This is a genomic window from Thermococcus sp. 5-4 (assembly GCF_002197185.1).
Lineage (GTDB): Archaea > Methanobacteriota_B > Thermococci > Thermococcales > Thermococcaceae > Thermococcus > Thermococcus radiotolerans.
Map to the genome: position 1 here is coordinate 516819 of NZ_CP021848.1, position 16762 is coordinate 533580.

The 16762-nt window shown below is 55.7% G+C and carries 27 protein-coding genes; 12 read left to right on the plus strand and 15 right to left on the minus strand.

What is annotated here, in order from left to right:
• Positions 1-886: 886 nt before the first annotated feature.
• The 8 genes from CDI07_RS02885 to CDI07_RS02920 all read right to left on the minus strand — a co-directional run bounded on the left by CDI07_RS02885 (position 887) and on the right by CDI07_RS02920 (position 4301).
• Complete coding sequence (locus tag CDI07_RS02885; RefSeq protein WP_088180168.1) at positions 887-1213, minus strand: hypothetical protein; 327 nt, start codon at positions 1211-1213, stop codon at positions 887-889.
• A 1-nt stretch (position 1214) separates the two neighbouring features.
• Complete coding sequence (locus CDI07_RS02890; RefSeq protein ID WP_088180169.1) at positions 1215-2198, minus strand: bifunctional oligoribonuclease/PAP phosphatase NrnA; 984 nt, start codon at positions 2196-2198, stop codon at positions 1215-1217.
• Positions 2176-2508 (minus strand): DUF3194 domain-containing protein, encoded by a 333-nt coding sequence (locus tag CDI07_RS02895; RefSeq protein ID WP_088180170.1) that lies wholly within the window; start codon positions 2506-2508, stop codon positions 2176-2178. Before CDI07_RS02895 ends, CDI07_RS02890 begins: the two co-directional genes overlap by 23 nt.
• Before the next feature lie 29 nt (positions 2509-2537).
• Positions 2538-2888 carry a prefoldin subunit beta gene (locus tag CDI07_RS02900; protein ID WP_088180171.1) on the minus strand — a complete coding sequence of 117 codons (351 nt, stop codon included), beginning with the start codon at positions 2886-2888 and terminating at the stop codon, positions 2538-2540.
• 63 nt (positions 2889-2951) lie between these two features.
• Positions 2952-3221: a KEOPS complex subunit Pcc1 gene (pcc1, locus tag CDI07_RS02905; RefSeq protein ID WP_088180172.1), complete on the minus strand. Its 270-nt coding sequence runs from the start codon at positions 3219-3221 to the stop codon at positions 2952-2954.
• A complete protein-coding gene (locus CDI07_RS02910; protein WP_088180173.1) occupies positions 3173-3805 on the minus strand; it encodes a ribosomal biogenesis protein in 633 nt (210 codons plus the stop codon). Before CDI07_RS02910 ends, pcc1 begins: the two co-directional genes overlap by 49 nt.
• A gap of 52 nt (positions 3806-3857) precedes the next feature.
• The gene (locus tag CDI07_RS02915) at positions 3858-4007 is read right to left on the minus strand and encodes a DNA-directed RNA polymerase subunit P (RefSeq protein WP_012571411.1); all 150 of its coding nucleotides are present in this window, start codon (positions 4005-4007) and stop codon (positions 3858-3860) included.
• Positions 4008-4040: 33 nt separating this feature from the next.
• On the minus strand, positions 4041-4301 hold the full coding sequence (locus CDI07_RS02920; RefSeq protein ID WP_014012168.1) for a 50S ribosomal protein L37ae: 261 nt from the start codon (positions 4299-4301) through the stop codon (positions 4041-4043).
• Between the two features lie 638 nt (positions 4302-4939).
• Between CDI07_RS02920 and CDI07_RS02925 the strand changes: the two genes are divergently transcribed.
• The 11 genes from CDI07_RS02925 (at position 4940) to CDI07_RS02975 (ending at position 12096) form a co-directional block, all read left to right on the plus strand.
• Positions 4940-5440 carry a hypothetical protein gene (locus tag CDI07_RS02925; protein WP_088180174.1) on the plus strand — a complete coding sequence of 167 codons (501 nt, stop codon included), beginning with the start codon at positions 4940-4942 and terminating at the stop codon, positions 5438-5440.
• A gap of 53 nt (positions 5441-5493) precedes the next feature.
• Positions 5494-5745, plus strand: coding sequence for a hypothetical protein (locus CDI07_RS02930; protein ID WP_088180175.1), 252 nt, complete (start codon positions 5494-5496; stop codon positions 5743-5745).
• A gap of 110 nt (positions 5746-5855) precedes the next feature.
• On the plus strand, positions 5856-6074 hold the full coding sequence (locus CDI07_RS02935; RefSeq protein ID WP_088180176.1) for a hypothetical protein: 219 nt from the start codon (positions 5856-5858) through the stop codon (positions 6072-6074).
• A 7-nt stretch (positions 6075-6081) separates the two neighbouring features.
• Positions 6082-6405 (plus strand): helix-turn-helix transcriptional regulator, encoded by a 324-nt coding sequence (locus tag CDI07_RS02940; protein WP_088180177.1) that lies wholly within the window; start codon positions 6082-6084, stop codon positions 6403-6405.
• 39 nt (positions 6406-6444) lie between these two features.
• Entirely contained in the window at positions 6445-7206 is a 762-nt protein-coding gene (locus CDI07_RS02945; RefSeq protein ID WP_088180178.1) for a 7-carboxy-7-deazaguanine synthase QueE, read from the plus strand.
• Between the two features lie 9 nt (positions 7207-7215).
• Entirely contained in the window at positions 7216-7656 is a 441-nt protein-coding gene (locus CDI07_RS02950) for a hypothetical protein (RefSeq protein ID WP_088180179.1), read from the plus strand.
• Between the two features lie 122 nt (positions 7657-7778).
• The gene (locus CDI07_RS02955; protein ID WP_226996600.1) at positions 7779-8810 is read left to right on the plus strand and encodes a zinc ribbon domain-containing protein; all 1032 of its coding nucleotides are present in this window, start codon (positions 7779-7781) and stop codon (positions 8808-8810) included.
• On the plus strand, positions 8807-9754 hold the full coding sequence (locus CDI07_RS02960) for a hypothetical protein (protein WP_088180180.1): 948 nt from the start codon (positions 8807-8809) through the stop codon (positions 9752-9754). Before CDI07_RS02955 ends, CDI07_RS02960 begins: the two co-directional genes overlap by 4 nt.
• 63 nt (positions 9755-9817) lie before the next feature.
• Entirely contained in the window at positions 9818-11143 is a 1326-nt protein-coding gene (locus tag CDI07_RS02965) for a RuvB-like helicase (RefSeq protein ID WP_088180181.1), read from the plus strand.
• A gap of 55 nt (positions 11144-11198) precedes the next feature.
• Positions 11199-11813, plus strand: coding sequence for a hypothetical protein (locus tag CDI07_RS02970; RefSeq protein WP_145954968.1), 615 nt, complete (start codon positions 11199-11201; stop codon positions 11811-11813).
• Positions 11782-12096: a hypothetical protein gene (locus CDI07_RS02975; protein WP_088180183.1), complete on the plus strand. Its 315-nt coding sequence runs from the start codon at positions 11782-11784 to the stop codon at positions 12094-12096. Before CDI07_RS02970 ends, CDI07_RS02975 begins: the two co-directional genes overlap by 32 nt.
• On the opposite strand, the gene CDI07_RS02980 is transcribed toward CDI07_RS02975, so the two are convergent.
• Genes CDI07_RS02980 through CDI07_RS03000 form a run of 5 tightly spaced genes read right to left on the minus strand, consistent with a single transcriptional unit; the run spans position 12097 to position 15249 of the window.
• On the minus strand, positions 12097-13098 hold the full coding sequence (locus tag CDI07_RS02980; protein ID WP_394335164.1) for a PIN domain-containing protein: 1002 nt from the start codon (positions 13096-13098) through the stop codon (positions 12097-12099).
• Positions 13079-13561, minus strand: coding sequence for a hypothetical protein (locus CDI07_RS02985; protein WP_088180185.1), 483 nt, complete (start codon positions 13559-13561; stop codon positions 13079-13081). Before CDI07_RS02985 ends, CDI07_RS02980 begins: the two co-directional genes overlap by 20 nt.
• Positions 13555-14010: a hypothetical protein gene (locus CDI07_RS02990; RefSeq protein WP_088180186.1), complete on the minus strand. Its 456-nt coding sequence runs from the start codon at positions 14008-14010 to the stop codon at positions 13555-13557. The genes CDI07_RS02985 and CDI07_RS02990 overlap by 7 nt, the downstream gene beginning before the upstream one ends.
• Positions 14011-14022: 12 nt before the next feature.
• Positions 14023-14484 carry a DUF2284 domain-containing protein gene (locus CDI07_RS02995; RefSeq protein WP_088180187.1) on the minus strand — a complete coding sequence of 154 codons (462 nt, stop codon included), beginning with the start codon at positions 14482-14484 and terminating at the stop codon, positions 14023-14025.
• Between the two features lie 36 nt (positions 14485-14520).
• A complete protein-coding gene (locus tag CDI07_RS03000; protein ID WP_226996601.1) occupies positions 14521-15249 on the minus strand; it encodes an SDR family NAD(P)-dependent oxidoreductase in 729 nt (242 codons plus the stop codon).
• A gap of 170 nt (positions 15250-15419) precedes the next feature.
• On the opposite strand from CDI07_RS03000, the gene CDI07_RS03005 reads away from it, so the two are divergent.
• A complete protein-coding gene (locus CDI07_RS03005; RefSeq protein WP_088180189.1) occupies positions 15420-15887 on the plus strand; it encodes a YbhB/YbcL family Raf kinase inhibitor-like protein in 468 nt (155 codons plus the stop codon).
• A 3-nt stretch (positions 15888-15890) separates the two neighbouring features.
• Here CDI07_RS03005 and CDI07_RS03010 read toward each other — a convergent pair whose 3' ends face one another.
• Both CDI07_RS03010 and CDI07_RS03015 read right to left on the minus strand, forming a co-directional pair.
• Positions 15891-16139, minus strand: coding sequence for a hypothetical protein (locus CDI07_RS03010; RefSeq protein ID WP_088180190.1), 249 nt, complete (start codon positions 16137-16139; stop codon positions 15891-15893).
• A gap of 100 nt (positions 16140-16239) precedes the next feature.
• Positions 16240-16704: a hypothetical protein gene (locus CDI07_RS03015; RefSeq protein ID WP_088180191.1), complete on the minus strand. Its 465-nt coding sequence runs from the start codon at positions 16702-16704 to the stop codon at positions 16240-16242.
• Between the last annotated feature and the right edge of the window lie 58 nt (positions 16705-16762).

A 16762-nucleotide genomic window follows, 5' to 3' on the forward strand; every position in this document is an offset into this window, starting at 1 on the left:
CTCGCTATCCTGTCCAGCTCACCGTCCGTTGGTTTGAACTTTCCGACGAAGACTATCTCGAGGGCGTCATCGAAGACCCTTCTTCCGAGTCTCGGCTGCTCGTGGAGATAGAGCCAGTAAGCCAGCTCGAGCATCGATATCGCCCTGCCCTCCAGCGGGAGGAAGCGCATCGTTGAAATCGCGAGCTCGACCTCCCCTTTCTCGAGAAGCTCCTCCACGGCTATCTTGCCCCTCTTCAGGACGTCATTTATCAGCTCCATCTTGTCCTCGAGGTACTTTGCCTGGAGCTTGAAGAATATCGAGGCGTAAACGTCCCGGGCCAGTTCGTAGAAGTCCAGGGCTATCTCATTTGGTATCTCGTCGGCGCTCTTCTCAATCAATCGAGCGACCTTTATGAGGGACGACGTTGCCGCCGATGACAGTCCCCTCGAGGCCTGCAGGAGCTCGACGGCCTCTCTGAAAAGCTCCAATCCGTCCTTATATCGGTCTGAGAGAACGAGATTCCGCGCTATCCCCGCCAGAACCTCCCCCCTAACCCGCGGGGAGTCTATGCTCCTAGCGATGCCTATGGCGTTTTCAAAGTAGGCCTCCGCGTCCCTGTCCCTGTCGAGTGTGTAGAGGGCCCTGCCGAGGATCGAATACGCCAAAGCCTTCTCCGGCGTTCCGCTTACGGATTCGAGCGTCTCCAGCATGTGGCTTAAAACCTCGTCCCGCGGAAAGGCCGTCAGGACTTCGGTCAGGGCTATCAGGCGTTTTATCTGGTCTTCAATCTCCAGCGCATTCCTCAGTGCGTTTTTATAGTCCCCCTTTGATAGGTAAAGCTCCACGGCCTCCACGAGAACCACCAACCGCTAGGAGTAGGGAACGAAAGTAAAAAAGGCTATCGCTAACCCTTGACCTTTTTGTCCCAGTTCTCGAGCATCGTGTCGAGCGCCAAGAGGCTGTTCAGCCTGAGGCGAACCTTCCGGTTCTCCCAGTCTATGGAGCCCTTGAACTCGTTGAGCAGCTCAAACACCTTCTCGGCCTCCTTCGCTGGAAGGTTCCTTCCGTAGAACTCCTCACCGCAGTGGGGGCACTTGAAGACGAAGCCTTCAAAGGCCTCCATGAACTTTTCGCGGTCCCGGAAAATCTCATCAGCGTTCTCAATGGCGAGCATCTGTTCTATCAATCCTGCCCAGTCGAGGGAACTGCCGCAGAGCGGGCACTTTGCCATCTCAATCAACCTCCCTCAAAAACCTCTCAATCTCCTTCAGGATAAGCTTTATCGCCTCGTCGAGGTTCTTCTTTCCGTTAGCCCCGGCGGCTCCGGCATGGCCCCCACCTGCGCCGTCTATTACAGGCCCAACCATCTCCATGATTTTGCCGAGGTGCAGGCCCTTCTTCACGAGGCTCTCCTTTGCCCTCGCGGAAATACGAACACCCCTCTTCTCGCTCCCCACGACGGCTATGTCCGCGCCGAGGTTCAGGAACGTCTTGCAGGCGAGGGACTCGTATGCAGAGACCTTGGAGACCGCTATGATATACCTCCTGAACTTCCTTATCTCCATCCTCTGGCAGGCCTTGAGGATGGCCATGCGCTTCGCCTGGTCTATGTTTTCGTCGCTGACAGGGGCCACGAGCTGGAAAATCTCTCCCATCTGTACCGGAAAGCGCTCCAGCATCTCGCTTACGGCCTTGAAGGTCTTCGAGTTCGCGAAGCGGAAGTTTGCCGTGTCGGTGACTATTCCGGCGAGAAGGGCCTTAACGGCTTTTTCGTCGTAGAAGTTGAAGTATTTGAAAAGCTCCCAGACTATCTCTGCCGTGGAGGTGCGTGATGAATCGACGACGGCTATATCAGCTCTGATGGGTCTCTCCTTCTCGGCATGGTGGTCGATGACGATAACGGTCTTACCGCGCGGAATCTCGATGGGTTCGAGCTGTTCAATGGATGAGGTGTCGAAGATTACGACAACCTCTTCCTCAACCAGGGGGTCCTTTTCGAGCGGAACGGGTGAGAAGGTGAGCAGCCTCTTGGCGTAGGAGGAGACGCTCTGGGCGACACCTATTCTCACGTTTTCAACGCCGATTGATTTGAGGTAGAGTGCGAAGGCTATCGCTGATCCGAGGGAATCGGGGTCGGCGTTGTGGTGGCAGAGGAGGAGGAAAGATTTATCCCGTGAGCGTTGCAGGAAGCGCTTAAGCCTTATTTTTCCCCTCATCCACAATCTCCCTCAGTTTTCTCTCAACGACCGCGTAGGCCTCCTCAACGGCCTCATCTATGAGACTCTCAACGTCCACCTTCACGAAAACGGGTACCTCAAGGTAGACCTCAACCTCAAGGTCAAGGGTCTCGTCGCGGTTTATCCTCATCGTGACCTCTATATCCTTGACGTCGCTCCTGTTGAGGACGTCGAAGACGTGCTTGATTATCGTCTCCTGCGCGATCTCGCCTACCTCTATAAGCTGCTCCTCGCTCAGCTCCGGCAGGCCGATGTGGATAACCCTTCTCTCGCTGGCACTCTTGTCCATTGCTATCCCCCCAAATGGAAGAGAAGAGGTCAGCCCGCGGTGGGCCTGAGGGCGGACTGTATCTTCGCGGTAAGCTCCTTGAGCTTCTCGTTGAGCTTCTTCTCCTGCCTCTCGAGGGCGTTCAGGCGGACCTCAAGGGTCTCAACCTTCTCCTTCAGCTCCTCGACGGCCTTGGCCTTGTCGGTCTTGACGATGAGCGTTCCGACGGTCTTGTAGATAACCGTTCCATCCTCGACCTTCTCAAGCTCTTCCAGGGCCTTCTTTGCCTCGGTGAGCTCGAGCTGAACTTTCTGCTTCTGCTGGATGACGAGCTGGAGCTGCTGCTGGTAGCTCTCAAGCTGGCCGAGCATGGCTTGAACCTGGGGCGGAATGTTTTGCATAATCAACACCTCCGTAATCGTAATGCCGGGTTAGAATAAGGGGTGGGCTTTAAATAGTTTAGGCTAAACTTCCAGGGAATCCATAGCGACCTTAATCCATCTCAGATAGGAGTTCAGCGTTCCGCGCAGGGCCGAGTTGTCCCGGGCAAGAAACCTGATTATCACCTTGTTCCCCTCACGGAGGAACTCTATTCTGCTCCTCCGATAGGGCACACTCTCGTGCTCGTACAGAACGCTTTCGTAAACTATTCTCGCGGTCTCCTCATCGGGAAAGGAGAGCTCGATCACTCCTTCGATGGGCCACGCTTCAGAATCGCTTCCTTGTAGTCCCATCTCCGCCCGTCCTCCATTATCCAGATCTTGACGCTTATGAGAGGGCCAACGGCCTTCTCCTTATTGACGTCCAGGCGGTAGAAGTTGACCGCCATTCCGCGCGGGTGCCTCTCGATGACGCTCAAAACGTCGGTGTTGTACCTGTCTGCTATCCCGAGGAGGGAGCGCTCCTTTCTCGGGACGAACTTTCCGCCGGTCAGCTCGGCGAAAACCTGGGCAAAGGCAACGTGGTCGAGTCCGACGCGCTTTGCGGTGGTCACAACAAGCGGCATCTCCTCGCGTATTGGCCTTATATCCCTAAAACCGATCTCGCGCTGGAGCTTGATGCCGTGGAGGTACAGGTAGCCGAGGTAGCCCCAGTCCTCGGGGTCAACTTTGATAAAGGTCATCTTGAGCGGGTTCCCCTTCCAGACGTTGACTATCAGGAGCCTCTCGTAGTTCCTGTCGTAGGCCTCCATGAGCAGGTCCTGGATGGTCTTCTTTCCCCTGGTCAGGTAGAGCGAGTTGGGGAAGACCTTCTCTAGGTCGTGGCCGAAGCTCCTCGTCCTCCTTGTGGGTCTGTGGGAAGTCGTTATCAGCATCATAGCCCTCACTCAAAATTCGTTTAAGCGATAAAAGGCTTTCGAAACGAAAGAATCAGATCGCTTTTACGCGCCTGGCCACCCTGGGCCTGGGCTTGTAGAGTATCTTGCTGCCGCAGTAGGGGCAGCGGACTTCCCTGGTGTTTTCGAGGTCGAGCTCGACCTCCTTTCCACATTTTGCGCAGCGGTAAACGGCCATCACCATGGTTATCACCCTAAACTAAGCAAAGGAAAGGGGTCAGGCCTTGGAGGCCGTGACACGCTTGGCGACCTTTCCGGCCGGAGTGGTCGGCAGGTAGGCACCGCCGGCGAAGGTGGCGCCGCACTTCTGGCACTGCCATATGCCCGTGCTAATTCTCCTGACGGCCTTCCTTCCGCAGACCGGGCAGACGTGCTTCTGCTTCATCTTGGCCTCAACGGCCGCGACCCTTCTTCTAATCTTGAGACCGTACCTTGGACCGTATCTTCCGGCTGAACCAACCTTAGTAGTCCTTCCCATGAGCATCACCTCTAATTATCAACCGATTTTCACGACTGGAGAGTGTTTCCGGGGACGTTTTATAAACCTTTGCCCGGAAGTTTTGCGTGGTAAAGTTTCATCAAAGTTCGCGGTTCCTTTAAACCCGCCGATTGATAGAAGATTCCCTTATAAAATTTATCTGAGCGTTGAAACTTTGCCCGGCAAAGTTTCACCAAAGTGTGTGATTGAAGCTTTTGGAAAAAGCTTCACCAAAAAGTTCTTTTCCTGTCGAACTGGCAGAGGATAATGCGTGCGCTCTAAAATTTGCTATAGGAAAAAGAGGTTTAACATTAAGCTGGACTTTTTACAAGGGTTCACTCCTATTCTGGCGTCCAACGGACGCCTTTCTTGAGAGTGAACCACTGTTAAATCGTAATTATAAAACAAACCAACAACAAAACTTACCTGCCTTAAACTGCACAGACTATAAAACCCGCCTCATGAGCAGTCAGAATTATTTGATCAAACTTTTCACCAGAAAAGTTTGTAAGGGGGGCAGTGGAGATGTCGCCCCCCTGGGGGGTCCCGACGTCATCGCAACCCAATACTCGTCGGGCAATTCTTCCTATGCACAAAACCTTATAACGGTTGGGCTAACTCACCCATAGGTGCAGAACATGGCCGGAACGATAAGCAAGATAATACACTTCCGCGACGAAGAGGAGTTTCTCGATGACATGACCGAGATAATGGAACGCTTCTCCTACCTGGCAAGCAAATACGGCCACAATCCAGTTGAAGGCGTTCTCCTGTGGGACTACATAGGCGTCCAGGACGAGGAGGGCGTCAAGATTTTCCGCGTGGGTGAGTTCCCCTACTTTGAGGGAACGTTGAAGGTTGACCTTGAAACGCTCAGGGTCATGGAGCGCTACTTCGACGAGATGGAGAGCAAATGGGACGAGCTCCGCGTGGAAGACATAGCTTACTTCGTGGAGATGCTCAACGACGCCTTGGGCAGGGAGATCGTCTACTACGAGGCCTATGACCTTGGTCTGGACAGGAACACCGCCTACATAATCCTCAACCTCGTCAGCCTACACTATCTGGAGAGCGTTCTCGATGGAAGGGACAGGGAGATATTCGAGGAAGCCGTTGAACTGCTGATGAGATACCTCTGATTATGTAATCACCGAATTACAGAATTATTTAATTAAAGCTGGAGGTGGTGGCCGTGCTCTTCAAGAAGAGGGGAACCTTCACAGAGGAAGATGCTAGGAAGGTCATCGAGATCGTGAGCGAGAGGCCCGACGAGAGGGAGATAATCGTCATGGCGGAGAGGGTCACGGACAAGGCAAAGAGGCGCCTCTGGGACTACGCGAGGGGAGTTCAGCTGATGGCCGACATGACCGGTGAGGACCGGAGCGTAAAGGTTGAGATTCTCGAGGGCTACGTGAGCGAGCACGTGAAGGGCGTCGAGCTCTGAATCCCTTGCCTCATTTCTTCTCAATGGAAATGTTTATATATAGGGTAAACAAATATTTACCTGGTAGAATCAATGTTGACTGTAATGAAAACCGAAAGGGGGAATGAAAGATGCCCGTACCCATGCCCCCGGGAACCGAATTCCTGGGCTGGCTCCTGCTCTTGGCAATTGTGGCGGGGATAGTTTTCCTCATAGTCCGCTGTTCCGGCTCCTCGGAGACCTCAAAGCCTGCAAACCCTGGCATGGAGGATTCTATGTCCGCCCTGCTTGAGGAGATAAGGCTCCTCAGGGAAGAGATTCGGGAACTCAGGGAGGAACTCAAGGAGTGATGGACTGATGCATGAGAGGGACGTTGACGGGGACATCCAGAGGCTTTCCGAGACGTTCAAGGCCCTCTCGAGTCCAACCAGGCTCAGGATACTGGCGCTGTGCATGGAGGAAGAGAAAACCAGCAGGGAGCTCAGGGAGGCGCTGGGAATATCGAAGCCCCTGCTCATCTCGCACCTCAGAAAGCTCCTGAACGCGGGACTCCTTGAGTACCGGGTAGAACTGGACGAAAAGCGCATGATAGTGAGGAAGTACTACCGAACGCGGGCCGATGTTCCGTGCATCGGAGAAATCCTGAGGAGCGTTAAAGGTCAACCTCAAGTGAGTGACTGAGAGCCAAATCCTTAAAACTGGCCCGGGGTAGTGTCTGACATGAAGCTCGTAATGGCCGAGGTCTTTAACAGCTGGCAGGGGGAGGGGGGAAGCGTCGAGGGTTCTGCCTTTGGCAGGAGGCAGATTTTCGTTCGCTTTGCCGGCTGCGACCTTAACTGCCTCTGGTGCGACTCCAGGGAGTACATAGACGCCTCCCGGGTTTCACGCTGGCGCTATGAAGTCGAGCCGTTCACCGGGAAGTTCGAGTACCGACCGAATCCAGCGGAGCTCGACGATGTTGTTGATGCCATTCTGCGCCTCGATACCGGCGACCTTCACTCGATAAGCTACACCGGCGGCGAGCCGACGCTCCAGATAAAACCGCTCAAAGCTCTCATGGAGGAGATGAGGAGCCTCGGCTTCGACAACTTCCTTGAAACCCACGGGGGCCTTCCGGAGCTGGTTGAGGAGGTCGCCAATCTCACGGATTATGCGAGCGTTGACATAAAGGACGAGACCGCGAGAGCGACGGAGAACTGGAGGGCTCTGGTTCTCCGCGAGGTGGAGAGCATAAGGATTCTGAAGGAAGCCGGGGCCAAAGTTTACGCCAAGCTCGTCGTTACGTCGGAAACGAACATCGAGAACGTCCGCTGGTACGCGGAGCTACTGAAAGGCCTGGCCCCACTCGTAATCCAGCCGAGGGAGCCGATCGAGATTAGTCAGGTGAGGCTTATGGAGTTCTACCGCGAGGCTTCGCTCATCATGGGCCGAAAGAACGTCGGCCTGAGCTTCCAGGTTCACAAGTACCTCAACGTCCTCTGAGGTGAGAGCGTGAAGGGTGAGGCGCTTATTGCGCTCTCCCTCGTCCTCGTTGGCCTCTCGGCATACTTCCAGGATTCCGGTGGGAGGCTTTCTTTTATACTCCTTCTGGCGGCGTTTGCAGTGCTTTTTGCCGGCGTCCATGTACTCAACCGTTCAAGGCCCTCAAAGCGTTCTGGAGAGGCCTACCTCGTTCTCGGCGTTCTCCTCCCGATTCTGCTGTTCCTGAACTATGAGAATCCGCTTTACCTTCTGGCAGGGGCTTTTCTGATTCCCGCCTTCTTTTGGAAGTCGGAAAAGGCGGTTTTCCTTTTGATCCCGGCGGGGTTGATAATAGGGTGGCTGGCCATCGGAGAGAACTCATATGTGGCCAGGTTCGTCGGCGCTTTCCTGCTCGCGGTTTCCATCATCGTGGGGAGCGCGTCCCTGTACTTCTGGCTGAGATACAGGTGAGCTTTTAAGGTATTTTCCGAAGTGAATACGGCGATGATGACATTGGCCTTTGGGGTGAACGATGCCCGGGATCGACGGCCTGAGCCAAAAACTTTTAACCTTTAACTTCCTCCCAATCCGTGGTGGTAATCATCGAGGTCCTCAGGTGCGAGCGGTGCGGTGCGCCCCTCGAGACCACGCCGGAGGATATAATAGTTGTCTGCCCCTACTGCGGCTATCCCAACTCCTACGACAAAATTTTCACCGAGAAGAACGTTTTCTTCGTTGAGAGCATTCCAAAGAAGGAAATCCTGCGCCTCTTCTGGGAGCGCGTGAGGAGGGACAAGGACTACCTGGGCCTCCGCGGGAAGATCGAGGTTGCGAAGGTTGAGGGCTTCTACGTTCCGATATGGTTCGGCAGGGTAAAGGGAAATGGATACGTTCGGTACGTGGACAAAATCAAAGAGGGCAATAAGACAAAGCGAGTTGTCAGATCCCGAAATTTTGAGGAGAAATCCATTGTCTGCGTCCCTGCGAGGAGGAGCGTCTACGACGTGGCTGTTGAGGAGCTTGCTAGGAAGATGGAACGGAGGGCTTACATCGCGTCGGGGGAGATAAGCCGCGCCCTCTCCAGGATTATGGAGTCAAGGCCAATATCCGAACTCACTCCCGAGAAGTGGGAGGAACTCGAGCCGGACTTCCTGAACACCGATTTCGGAAGGGAGCAGGCAAAGGCGGCGCTTCTGGACAGGGCATCGGACAGGGCCAAGGAAGTCCACGTTCCAAAGGACAAGGAGATGAGGGCGTTCTGGTTCAGCGGTGAGGTCGAGGACTTTGCCCTCGTGTTCTACCCCCTCTGGAAGGTGTACTACGACATCGAGGGCGGAACCTATTTCATTGCATACGACGGCCACAAAGGAAAGGAAGTGCTCGCTCTTGAGCCGGTAAGGGTCTGGCGCAAGGTGGCGTACGCCCTTGCGGCGCTGGTGGGAGTGGGGGTGGCAGCGTTCTTCACGGCCCCATACGGCAACGTGGAGTACTGGAACCTCGTCGCCCACGCCAGACAGGGAGCCCTCCTCGCCCTGGTAATCCCCGGCCTTCTTGCCTACTTTGGATTTGAGCTCGCCAGAGGGTACGGGCGAAAGATGGCCAGGGACGTGAGGGTTGAGCGATGAGGGTCAGGTGTCCCAACTGCGGTGCCGAGTTCGAGGCTGAAGGAGGAATAGTGACGTGCCCCTACTGCGGATTCCAGATACGGCTCGGCGAGGTGAAGACGTTCACGTATCCACTGAGGGTTGAGGACCCCTGGAAGCCCCTGATGTCCTTCATAAGGCTCCAGCGCCTTTCCCCCAATGACGTCGAGTGGAAGGCCCAGCTCATTGGGCGAGAACTGCTCTACATACCCTTTTACGTGTTCTTCGTAAAGGCCACCGGCATGACCTACACGGGGACGTTCTCTCCCGAGGGGGCCGGCAACGTCGAGTTCTTCAACTACCTTACCGTCCCCGCGGCGGATGGCTTCAACGAGCTGATGAACTATCCCCTGCCCACCAGGGGGAGGAGGTACTTCGACGGCAGGGTTAAGGGAAAGCTCGTGGAGAAAACGCTGAGCGAGGATGAGGCGAGGGAAAAGCTCAGACTGACGGTGGGGAAGCTCCTGAAGGAGGAAGCCAGGCACCACTTTCACTGGGGCAGGGTCGGACTGGACGAGACGGGCTTTGAGGTGACCCTGGACGGCCTCGTATACTACCCAATATGGCGTCTCAGTTACAGGTACGGCTTTCTCACCCACAGGGCCTACGTGGACGGCGCTGATGGAAGGATTCCCTACGCCGAATTCCCGATAGCCCTGCCCAAGAGGTTCGTCAACTTCACCCTGGGCTCCCTTCTTCTGGCCTCGGGCTTTTTCGTTGGAAAACTGCTCTTCCCCCACGGATTTACATCGATCATTGGTTCAATGGGTGCCGCCGTTGCCGCTTCCTTCCCGTCGCTGAGGCGCGCATTCACCCTCCGCGGAAGGGCCAGCGAACACCGGCTCCTGGCCGAGATAGCCGAGGACTACGCCCCAGAGGAGGAGGCCTTCGGGGCGATAAGGCGCTTCTGGAAGGCCCACATGTGAGCGTCAAATTTTTAAATCTCCCCCTCTTTTAGTAACCCCTGGAAAGATTAAGGGGGTGGTGCCATGCCAGTTATAGAGGAAGTGACCGCACCGAGGAGCTTCGAGAGGATTGGAAGCCACTCCCACATCAAGGGCCTCGGTCTCGACGAGAATGGAAAGGCGAAGTTCATGGCCGACGGAATGGTCGGACAGGTTAAGGCGAGGGAAGCGGCGGGAATAGCGGTTGAACTCATCAAGCGCGGCAAGCTCGCCGGAAAGGGAATCCTTCTCGTCGGCCCGACGGGAAGCGGTAAGACGGCCATAGCTATGGGCATAGCGAGGGAACTCGGTGAGGACGTTCCCTTCGTCCAGATAGCGGGAAGCGAGATTTACTCCGCCGAGGTCAAGAAGACCGAGTTCCTAAAGGAGGTCCTGAGGAGGGCCATAGGAGTGAGGATAAGCGAGGAGAGGAAGGTCTACGAGGGTGAGGTCAGGGAGATAAGGATAAACCGCACCAGGCACCCGTTCAACCCCTACGTCGAGATTCCCGAGAGCGTCGTCATAACCCTCCGCACCAAGGACGATGAGAAGACCATCAGGGCCGGCAGGGAGATAGCCTATCAGCTCATGGAGATGGGCGTTGAGGAGGGCGACGTCATACAGATTGACGCCGAGACCGGAAGGATTTCGAAGATAGGAACCACGAAGGAGGAAGAGGGACTGTTCTTCAAGCGCAGGGTGAACCTGCCGAGCGGACCGGTTCTCAAGATAAAGGAGTTCACCTACACGGTAACCCTCCACGACCTCGACGTTGCCAATGCAAGGGGCAACATCTTCGGCCTGCTCTTCAGCACAGGGGCGGAGATAAGCGACGAGATAAGGGGACGCGTTGATGAGACCGTCAAGAAGTGGATCGAAGAAGGGAAGGCCAGCCTCGTGCCGGGGGTTCTCTTCATAGACGAGGTTCACATGCTCGACATCGAGGCGTTCTCCTTCCTCGCGAGGGCCATGGAGAGCGAGCTGGCGCCGATCCTTATCCTCGCGACGAACCGCGGAAGGACGAAGATAAGGGGCACCGATCTCGAAGCCCCGCACGGGATACCCATCGACATGCTCGACAGGCTGCTCATAATCAACACCGAGCCATACAGGAAGGAGGAAATCAGGGAGATAGTCAAGATAAGGGCGAAGGAGGAGAAGATTGAGGTGAGCGAGGAGGCGATAGAGTACCTCGCGGAGCTCGGCGAGAAGACCAGCCTGCGCTACGCGGTGCAGCTCCTGGCTCCGGCCAGCGTCCTGGCGAAGGGCGGAAGGGTGGAGAAGGAGCACATCGAGAGGGCGAAGGAGTACTTCGCGGACCTCAGGAGGAGCATGGAGTTCGTGGAGAAACTGGAGGGCATGCTTCAGTGAAACTTCTCCCCTGCTTTCGTAAAACTTTTAAGTTCTTGCTTTTTAACTTCTCTTGGTGAGAAATATGAGAAAAATCGCCGGTAGGAAAGTTCTGTTCGTGTTCCCGGTCATCGTTGCACTCCTCGGCTTTTTCTGGGGGACGAACGTCAGACCCGTCTACGTCCCGCTCAACGGAACTTTCTCCGGCGGTATCGTCGTTCCAGCGGGAATCTCCGACGAGGTCGCGGATTACTTCTCTGGTCTCAACGCCACCATCTACTCCTTCGAGGCGGGAGTCATCGGGGACGAGATGAACGCCAGCATAACCATCTCCGCCCTGAGGCTTTCCCCACCGTACGAACTGGAGGACTTCGAGGTTATCATAAACGCCCGTCCGATAAAGGGGACCGCCTACGTCCCCTACGCCGAGAGGATTCCAGTGTGTATACGGTACCACGGCAATGACTACAGGGCGTTCTTGACCGTAAAGCCCAGAGAAGAGGTGAAGGCTTCAGGAAGCTGGAGCCGGGGTTACCTCGACGGCGCTTCCAACTCTACCCTGCTGGAGGTGGGCGACCTGAAACTGGTCGTCAGGGTCGAGGGGCCAGGACACTACTTCTTCTCCGTCGTGACTGCCTGGAAAAATGTTGAGGTGAATAATGGGGGGCTTATACTGGGGGTGGGAGAGTGAGACGACTTCTCTACGCCTGCCCTTTCTGTTCCTGGGGCTGGCACTGCTGTTCTGGCAGCTGACGCCCACGGGAGCGATGGTAGTACTCCTCGCCTGGCTAACCTTCGCCCTGGAGTACAGGTACTGGGGAGGAAGCAGGGAAGGCGATGAGCTGGTTGCACTCGGCGTCTCCATGTCCATCCTGCTCCTGCCCCTACACGAGGCAATCGCTGAAATACTGGCCCTCTTCATCTTTATCCTGGTGATGACGGCCCTCGTCATCAAGTTCAAGAGGGGGGCTTAGTTACCTTCCCATTATCCTCATCAGCTTCCTGCTGAGCTTCAGGTGGAACTCGAACTCGTGGTAGGCCCTGTTCTCGGTTGGAAAGATCAGCTTGAGCTCGTTCAGCCCGCCCTTGCCTCCGAACTCGCCGAAAATCGTTATTCCGTTCACCTCTATGACGCCGAAAACCGCCGCGAGGTTGAAGAGGAGCGTTCTGAGCTGGTAGGCCGTAACGTCGTGCCGTCCAATCTCCTGGCGAGGGTACTTGAAGAGGAAGTACTCCAGCCCCTCCATCTCGGCCACATCGGTTATAGCTATGTCCGCCGTGAGGAAGACGAGCAGAGTTGGCGTCATGTTGTCGTAGTGCTTGAGGGACTTGACTATTATCTCGTCGTTGTTGTGGGCCTGCTCCTTAACGCTCTCGGCTATGATTATCCTGTCCTTCAGCCTTTCGAACTCCTTGAGGGCTATGTACGCGGCCTTCCTGCTCCTCTTCGTCCGCCTGTTGCTGAACTCCCGGAGGAGGCTTCCGTTTCTAACCTCGCGCCGTATCTCCTCCAGCTCCCTATGCCGGTACTTGTAGTTCATGGCGTTCTCTATCTCCTTCTTCACGCCCTCCGCCACGACTATCTGGTACCTGTCGAGGGGCTTGAAGCCCGAGATGAAGCGGTGGTAGAAGAGGTTGGTGTCCGGAGCGAAGGCCACGCCCTTCTTGAGCCTCTCGTAGAGCTCCAGGTTCTGGGTGAACTCATGGATGTTCGCGTACCTCACGATGCCAGCCGATATAAAGCACTCGTAGAAGTCTGTCCAGGTGGGGAGTTCGTGGGAGAGGTACTCCGGAACATGCTCGTTGAACTCCCGCCTGTTCACAGTGAGCTCAACGCGGTAGCCGGTTTCCACCGGCTTTGCCTTCAGTAAAGGTAGCCCGTAGAGCGGATAGCTCACCCTAATGTCCCCCAGAACGTTGAGGAGTATCTGAAGCTCGGGCTTCTCTATAACCTCGCTAGTCTCCCTCACTCTCATCACCCAGGAAGTTCTTTATCGGCTGCATGTGGGTTGGAATCATCATGTAGGGCCTGTCCGGGAAGTCCAGGTCGAGGAGTCCCATGTAAACTATGAACGCCACGGGGAACTGCCTTATCTGGACTATCGCGGCGGCAACGAGGGCCTTCCTGCCCGAGGTTATGTCCAGACCCATCCTGTAGCCCTCGCGCTCCAGCTTGGAGAACAGCTCCCTGAACTTTCTGTCGGCGACGAAGAAGCCGTAGTCTGGGACGACTTCTGTTTCTATTCTCGGGTTGAGGTTGTACGCCTCTGAAATCGCCTTAATCGCCTCGACGACCTTGAGCAGGTTGTGGCGGTAGCGCTCCTCCGTGAATATGTATATCCTCTCGGCCTTCCCTCCCCGTGTGAGGAGCTTGTAGTAGGTGTTAACGACCGCCCACGGCGAGCGGCCGAGAAGGGTTATGTACGCAACCTTCACCATAATCCATTCCCCCAGACGTACGCTATGACTCCATAAACCAGCGCCAAAACGAATGGAACCGCTGAAATCCGCCCCTTAACGGTCTTGTGGGCGATCAGGAACGGCACCAGCGCCATCACGATGTATTCGAGACCGTAGGTTTCGTGAACTCCAACGCCCCCAGCGGCGAAGATGAGGAGGAGTGCGGCGAACACTCCTGCGGGAACCGTTAGAACCGTGAACATGAGAACGTCGGAGGATTTGCTCGATTTCCTCTCCGGAACCAGGACTATCCAGAAGAGAAAGCTGAGAAGGAGGAAGTGGAGCAGCAGTTGCCAGAACTCCACCTCGAGATTAGGTTCGCCCTTTGCCGGCAGATAGTAGAACCACGCGGCCCCGAAGGCATACACGAGCGTCATGATGAGTGAGATTCCCCACTTCGTTCCGGCGGGGGAGACGTTTTCCTTCATCCGTTCGCACCGTTATTCAATTAGCACCATCCCGTACAAAACGCTTTCGGAGAAGTTGATTTCCACGAGTTTTCCAATCTCGATGCCCACCGCGTCTATGCTCGGTCTGACCTTGGTCGGCATCCTGCACGGCTCGCCCCTCTCGAATGGACAGTCGTCGCAGAGGTTGCAGGAGCCGGGAAACAGCGCCATTGCGTACATCTTTCCCCTCTTGAAGAACTCTTCCTCCCTCGCCAGGAGGTACAGCAGGGCCTCCCTTTTCTCATCCTCAAAGCGCTCCATATCTATCTCGAACTTCACTATCAGGGCCCTCTTGAAGTGCCGCACCCACTCCCTCGCTTCCCTCCAGTTCGGGACGTGGGGCGGACAGCTCGGTCTCTTGCCGTACATCGGGCAGGAGCGGCACTTCCAGACCGGTCTGGGCGAAACGACTATCTCATCCGCCGGAATCTCCCTCTCCCACAGCACCTTCATGGGGCATCAAGAAAAGATGGGGAAGGAGCTTAAAAATCAATCCATCAGCCTGCCGCCGTTGACGTCTATGAGTTCACCGGTTATGTGGTCGTTTTCGAGGAGAAAAATTACCGCGTGGGCTATCTCCTCGGGTTTGGCTATCTCACCAGTCAGGGAGAGCGAGCGGAGCCTCTCCTTTATCTCGGGGCCTATCAGCTCGGTGTCAACCGGTCCAGGCGCTATTGCGTTGACGAGGATGCCCGGGGCGAGATGCCTTGCGAGGTTGAATGTGAGGGCTATCAGTCCGCCCTTCGAGGCCGCGTAGTGAGGACCGACCGTTCCCCCGTCTTTCCCGGCTATCGAGGCGATGTTGACTATCTTGCCCTTCTTCATGTACCTGAGAACTTCCTGGGTGACTATGAAGGCCCCCTTGAGGTTGACACCTAGAACGGCGTCCCAGTCATCGTCGGTGACTTCCATCGGCTTCAGGGCCTTTCCGAGGATTCCGGCGTTGTTCACGAGGATGTCTATCCTTCCGAAGTGGTCGATGACCTCTTCAACCATCTTTCTGACCTCTTCGCGACTGCTCACGTCGGCCTTTACTACAATTGCATCGACGCCGTGGGAGCGGCAGAGTTCAGCGGTCTCTTCGGCCTTGTCTCTGCTGTGGGCGTAGTTTACGGCGACGTTCACTCCCTTCGCCGCAAGGGCAACGGCTATTGCCCTTCCTATTCCCCGCCCGGCACCGGTGACGAGGGCAACCTTCCCGGCCAGCTCCACAGCCATCACCGGGTACTATTTTGGGGGATGAACTTAATAAAGCCTAACGCCGAAATATTTTTACGTTTGAAAAAGGACTTATTAACATGAGGGGATTCGCGGTAGCACTGGTTTTGATTTTGGGGGTGTGCATCGCAGGATGCACGTCCCATGAAAAACCCGAAGGAGGTATGAGTATGGACCTTGAGATAGGTTCGGTGTTTCACAACGGGGAGTACATACCCGTTGAGTTCACGTGCGATGGGGAGAACGTTAACCCCCCGATATTCATAGGGCACATAGACCCGGAGGTCAAGAGCCTGGTCATCATCATGGACGACCCCGACGCCCCCGGTGGAACCTTCACCCACTGGATAGCGTGGAACATTCCGCCCCTGGGCGAGATACCCAAGGGGGTTCCAAAACAGCCGGAGGTTGATGCCCCTGTTCACGTGATTCAGGGACGCAACGATTTCGGAATGGTAGGTTACGGCGGTCCGTGCCCGCCGAGGGGCCACGGGATACACCACTATCACTTCAAGGTTTACGGCCTCGACACGACACTCAACCTCAGGCCCGGCTCCGGAAGAAGGGAATTGGAGGAGGCCATGAAGGGCCACGTCGTCCAGTGGGGCGAACTCGTCGGCCTGTACAGGCGGGACTGAGGCTCAGTAGCGGAGCTTGACGAAGAGGTTCACCGCGCTCTGGAACGCGGAGAGGAAGTTCAGTGTGAAGAATATCCAGTCCCGTATTATGTACGAGTAGACGGTCAGGAAGCTGGCCGCCAGGACGTAGATCAGGATGAACTCTAAGTTCAGCGGGCAGTGCCTCTTCCTTATCGTCTCCACTGTCTGGGGAACCCACGAGCCCACGAGGAGCAGCATTCCCAGGAGTCCTATTATCTCTCCACCGTTCATTTTTCTCACCCGGACGGGAAACGGGAGAGCCTAAAAAAGCCTTGTGGATTGTTGCGTGTTAAATTTTTAAAAATGTCACGGGAAAATAGGCAAATTTGAGCTAAAGCTGGCTGGCCAGTCTGGACATCGCCCACGTCTTAACGTCATCGTCCATTATGCCGTTGATTATCTCCATAGCCTCTGAAATCTTCCCTGCCTTGGCCAGGGTTAGGGCAACTTCGGCCTCAACCTTGGATCTGTTCGAGAGGTCGGTTATGTACCTGGATATCCTCATGGCCTCGTCGGGCTTTCCGAGGTTCAGGAACTCGAAGGCCAGGCTCATGAGCGCCTTTGTGCTTTCTTCGTGGTTTTCTATATCGAGGGCGGCCTTCACCGCCCTCTCCAGGGCCTCCCCGTAGTCCCGGCCCTTTCGTGCGACTTCAATGGCTATGTGCGAGAACGCCTTGGAGCGAATCACCCTGTCGGGTATCCCGTCCGCCATCTGAAGCGCTTCCTCGGTCTTTCCAGAGTTGACGAGTTTAAGAACCGCCTCGTACAGTGCCCTGGAGCGGTACCACTCCTGCATGATCATCCCCAAGAATTTTGCAACTCGGAGGATTTAAGCTTTCCGCGGCCAAGGTTTA

What these genes read in the sequence shown, in the direction of transcription:
- CDI07_RS02975 (WP_088180183.1), top strand. Translation starts at nt 11,782, where the DNA reads ATGGGGGGCTTATACTGGGGGTGGGAGAGTGAGACGACTTCTCTACGC.
- CDI07_RS02940 (WP_088180177.1), top strand. Translation starts at nt 6,082, where the DNA reads ATGCATGAGAGGGACGTTGACGGGGACATCCAGAGGCTTTCCGAGACG.
- CDI07_RS02910 (WP_088180173.1), bottom strand. Translation starts at nt 3,805, where the DNA reads ATGATGCTGATAACGACTTCCCACAGACCCACAAGGAGGACGAGGAGC.
- CDI07_RS02925 (WP_088180174.1), top strand. Translation starts at nt 4,940, where the DNA reads ATGGCCGGAACGATAAGCAAGATAATACACTTCCGCGACGAAGAGGAG.
- CDI07_RS02995 (WP_088180187.1), bottom strand. Translation starts at nt 14,484, where the DNA reads ATGAAGGTGCTGTGGGAGAGGGAGATTCCGGCGGATGAGATAGTCGTT.
- CDI07_RS02895 (WP_088180170.1), bottom strand. Translation starts at nt 2,508, where the DNA reads ATGGACAAGAGTGCCAGCGAGAGAAGGGTTATCCACATCGGCCTGCCG.
- CDI07_RS02980 (WP_394335164.1), bottom strand. Translation starts at nt 13,098, where the DNA reads ATGAGAGTGAGGGAGACTAGCGAGGTTATAGAGAAGCCCGAGCTTCAG.
- CDI07_RS02890 (WP_088180169.1), bottom strand. Translation starts at nt 2,198, where the DNA reads ATGAGGGGAAAAATAAGGCTTAAGCGCTTCCTGCAACGCTCACGGGAT.
- CDI07_RS03005 (WP_088180189.1), top strand. Translation starts at nt 15,420, where the DNA reads ATGGACCTTGAGATAGGTTCGGTGTTTCACAACGGGGAGTACATACCC.
- CDI07_RS02960 (WP_088180180.1), top strand. Translation starts at nt 8,807, where the DNA reads ATGAGGGTCAGGTGTCCCAACTGCGGTGCCGAGTTCGAGGCTGAAGGA.
- CDI07_RS02965 (WP_088180181.1), top strand. Translation starts at nt 9,818, where the DNA reads ATGCCAGTTATAGAGGAAGTGACCGCACCGAGGAGCTTCGAGAGGATT.
- CDI07_RS03010 (WP_088180190.1), bottom strand. Translation starts at nt 16,139, where the DNA reads ATGAACGGTGGAGAGATAATAGGACTCCTGGGAATGCTGCTCCTCGTG.
- CDI07_RS02900 (WP_088180171.1), bottom strand. Translation starts at nt 2,888, where the DNA reads ATGCAAAACATTCCGCCCCAGGTTCAAGCCATGCTCGGCCAGCTTGAG.
- CDI07_RS02945 (WP_088180178.1), top strand. Translation starts at nt 6,445, where the DNA reads ATGAAGCTCGTAATGGCCGAGGTCTTTAACAGCTGGCAGGGGGAGGGG.
- CDI07_RS02885 (WP_088180168.1), bottom strand. Translation starts at nt 1,213, where the DNA reads ATGGCAAAGTGCCCGCTCTGCGGCAGTTCCCTCGACTGGGCAGGATTG.
- CDI07_RS02915 (WP_012571411.1), bottom strand. Translation starts at nt 4,007, where the DNA reads ATGGTGATGGCCGTTTACCGCTGCGCAAAATGTGGAAAGGAGGTCGAG.
- CDI07_RS02990 (WP_088180186.1), bottom strand. Translation starts at nt 14,010, where the DNA reads ATGAAGGAAAACGTCTCCCCCGCCGGAACGAAGTGGGGAATCTCACTC.
- CDI07_RS02920 (WP_014012168.1), bottom strand. Translation starts at nt 4,301, where the DNA reads ATGGGAAGGACTACTAAGGTTGGTTCAGCCGGAAGATACGGTCCAAGG.
- CDI07_RS03000 (WP_226996601.1), bottom strand. Translation starts at nt 15,249, where the DNA reads ATGGCTGTGGAGCTGGCCGGGAAGGTTGCCCTCGTCACCGGTGCCGGG.
- CDI07_RS03015 (WP_088180191.1), bottom strand. Translation starts at nt 16,704, where the DNA reads ATGCAGGAGTGGTACCGCTCCAGGGCACTGTACGAGGCGGTTCTTAAA.
- CDI07_RS02985 (WP_088180185.1), bottom strand. Translation starts at nt 13,561, where the DNA reads ATGGTGAAGGTTGCGTACATAACCCTTCTCGGCCGCTCGCCGTGGGCG.
- CDI07_RS02935 (WP_088180176.1), top strand. Translation starts at nt 5,856, where the DNA reads ATGCCCGTACCCATGCCCCCGGGAACCGAATTCCTGGGCTGGCTCCTG.
- pcc1 (WP_088180172.1), bottom strand. Translation starts at nt 3,221, where the DNA reads ATGGGACTACAAGGAAGCGATTCTGAAGCGTGGCCCATCGAAGGAGTG.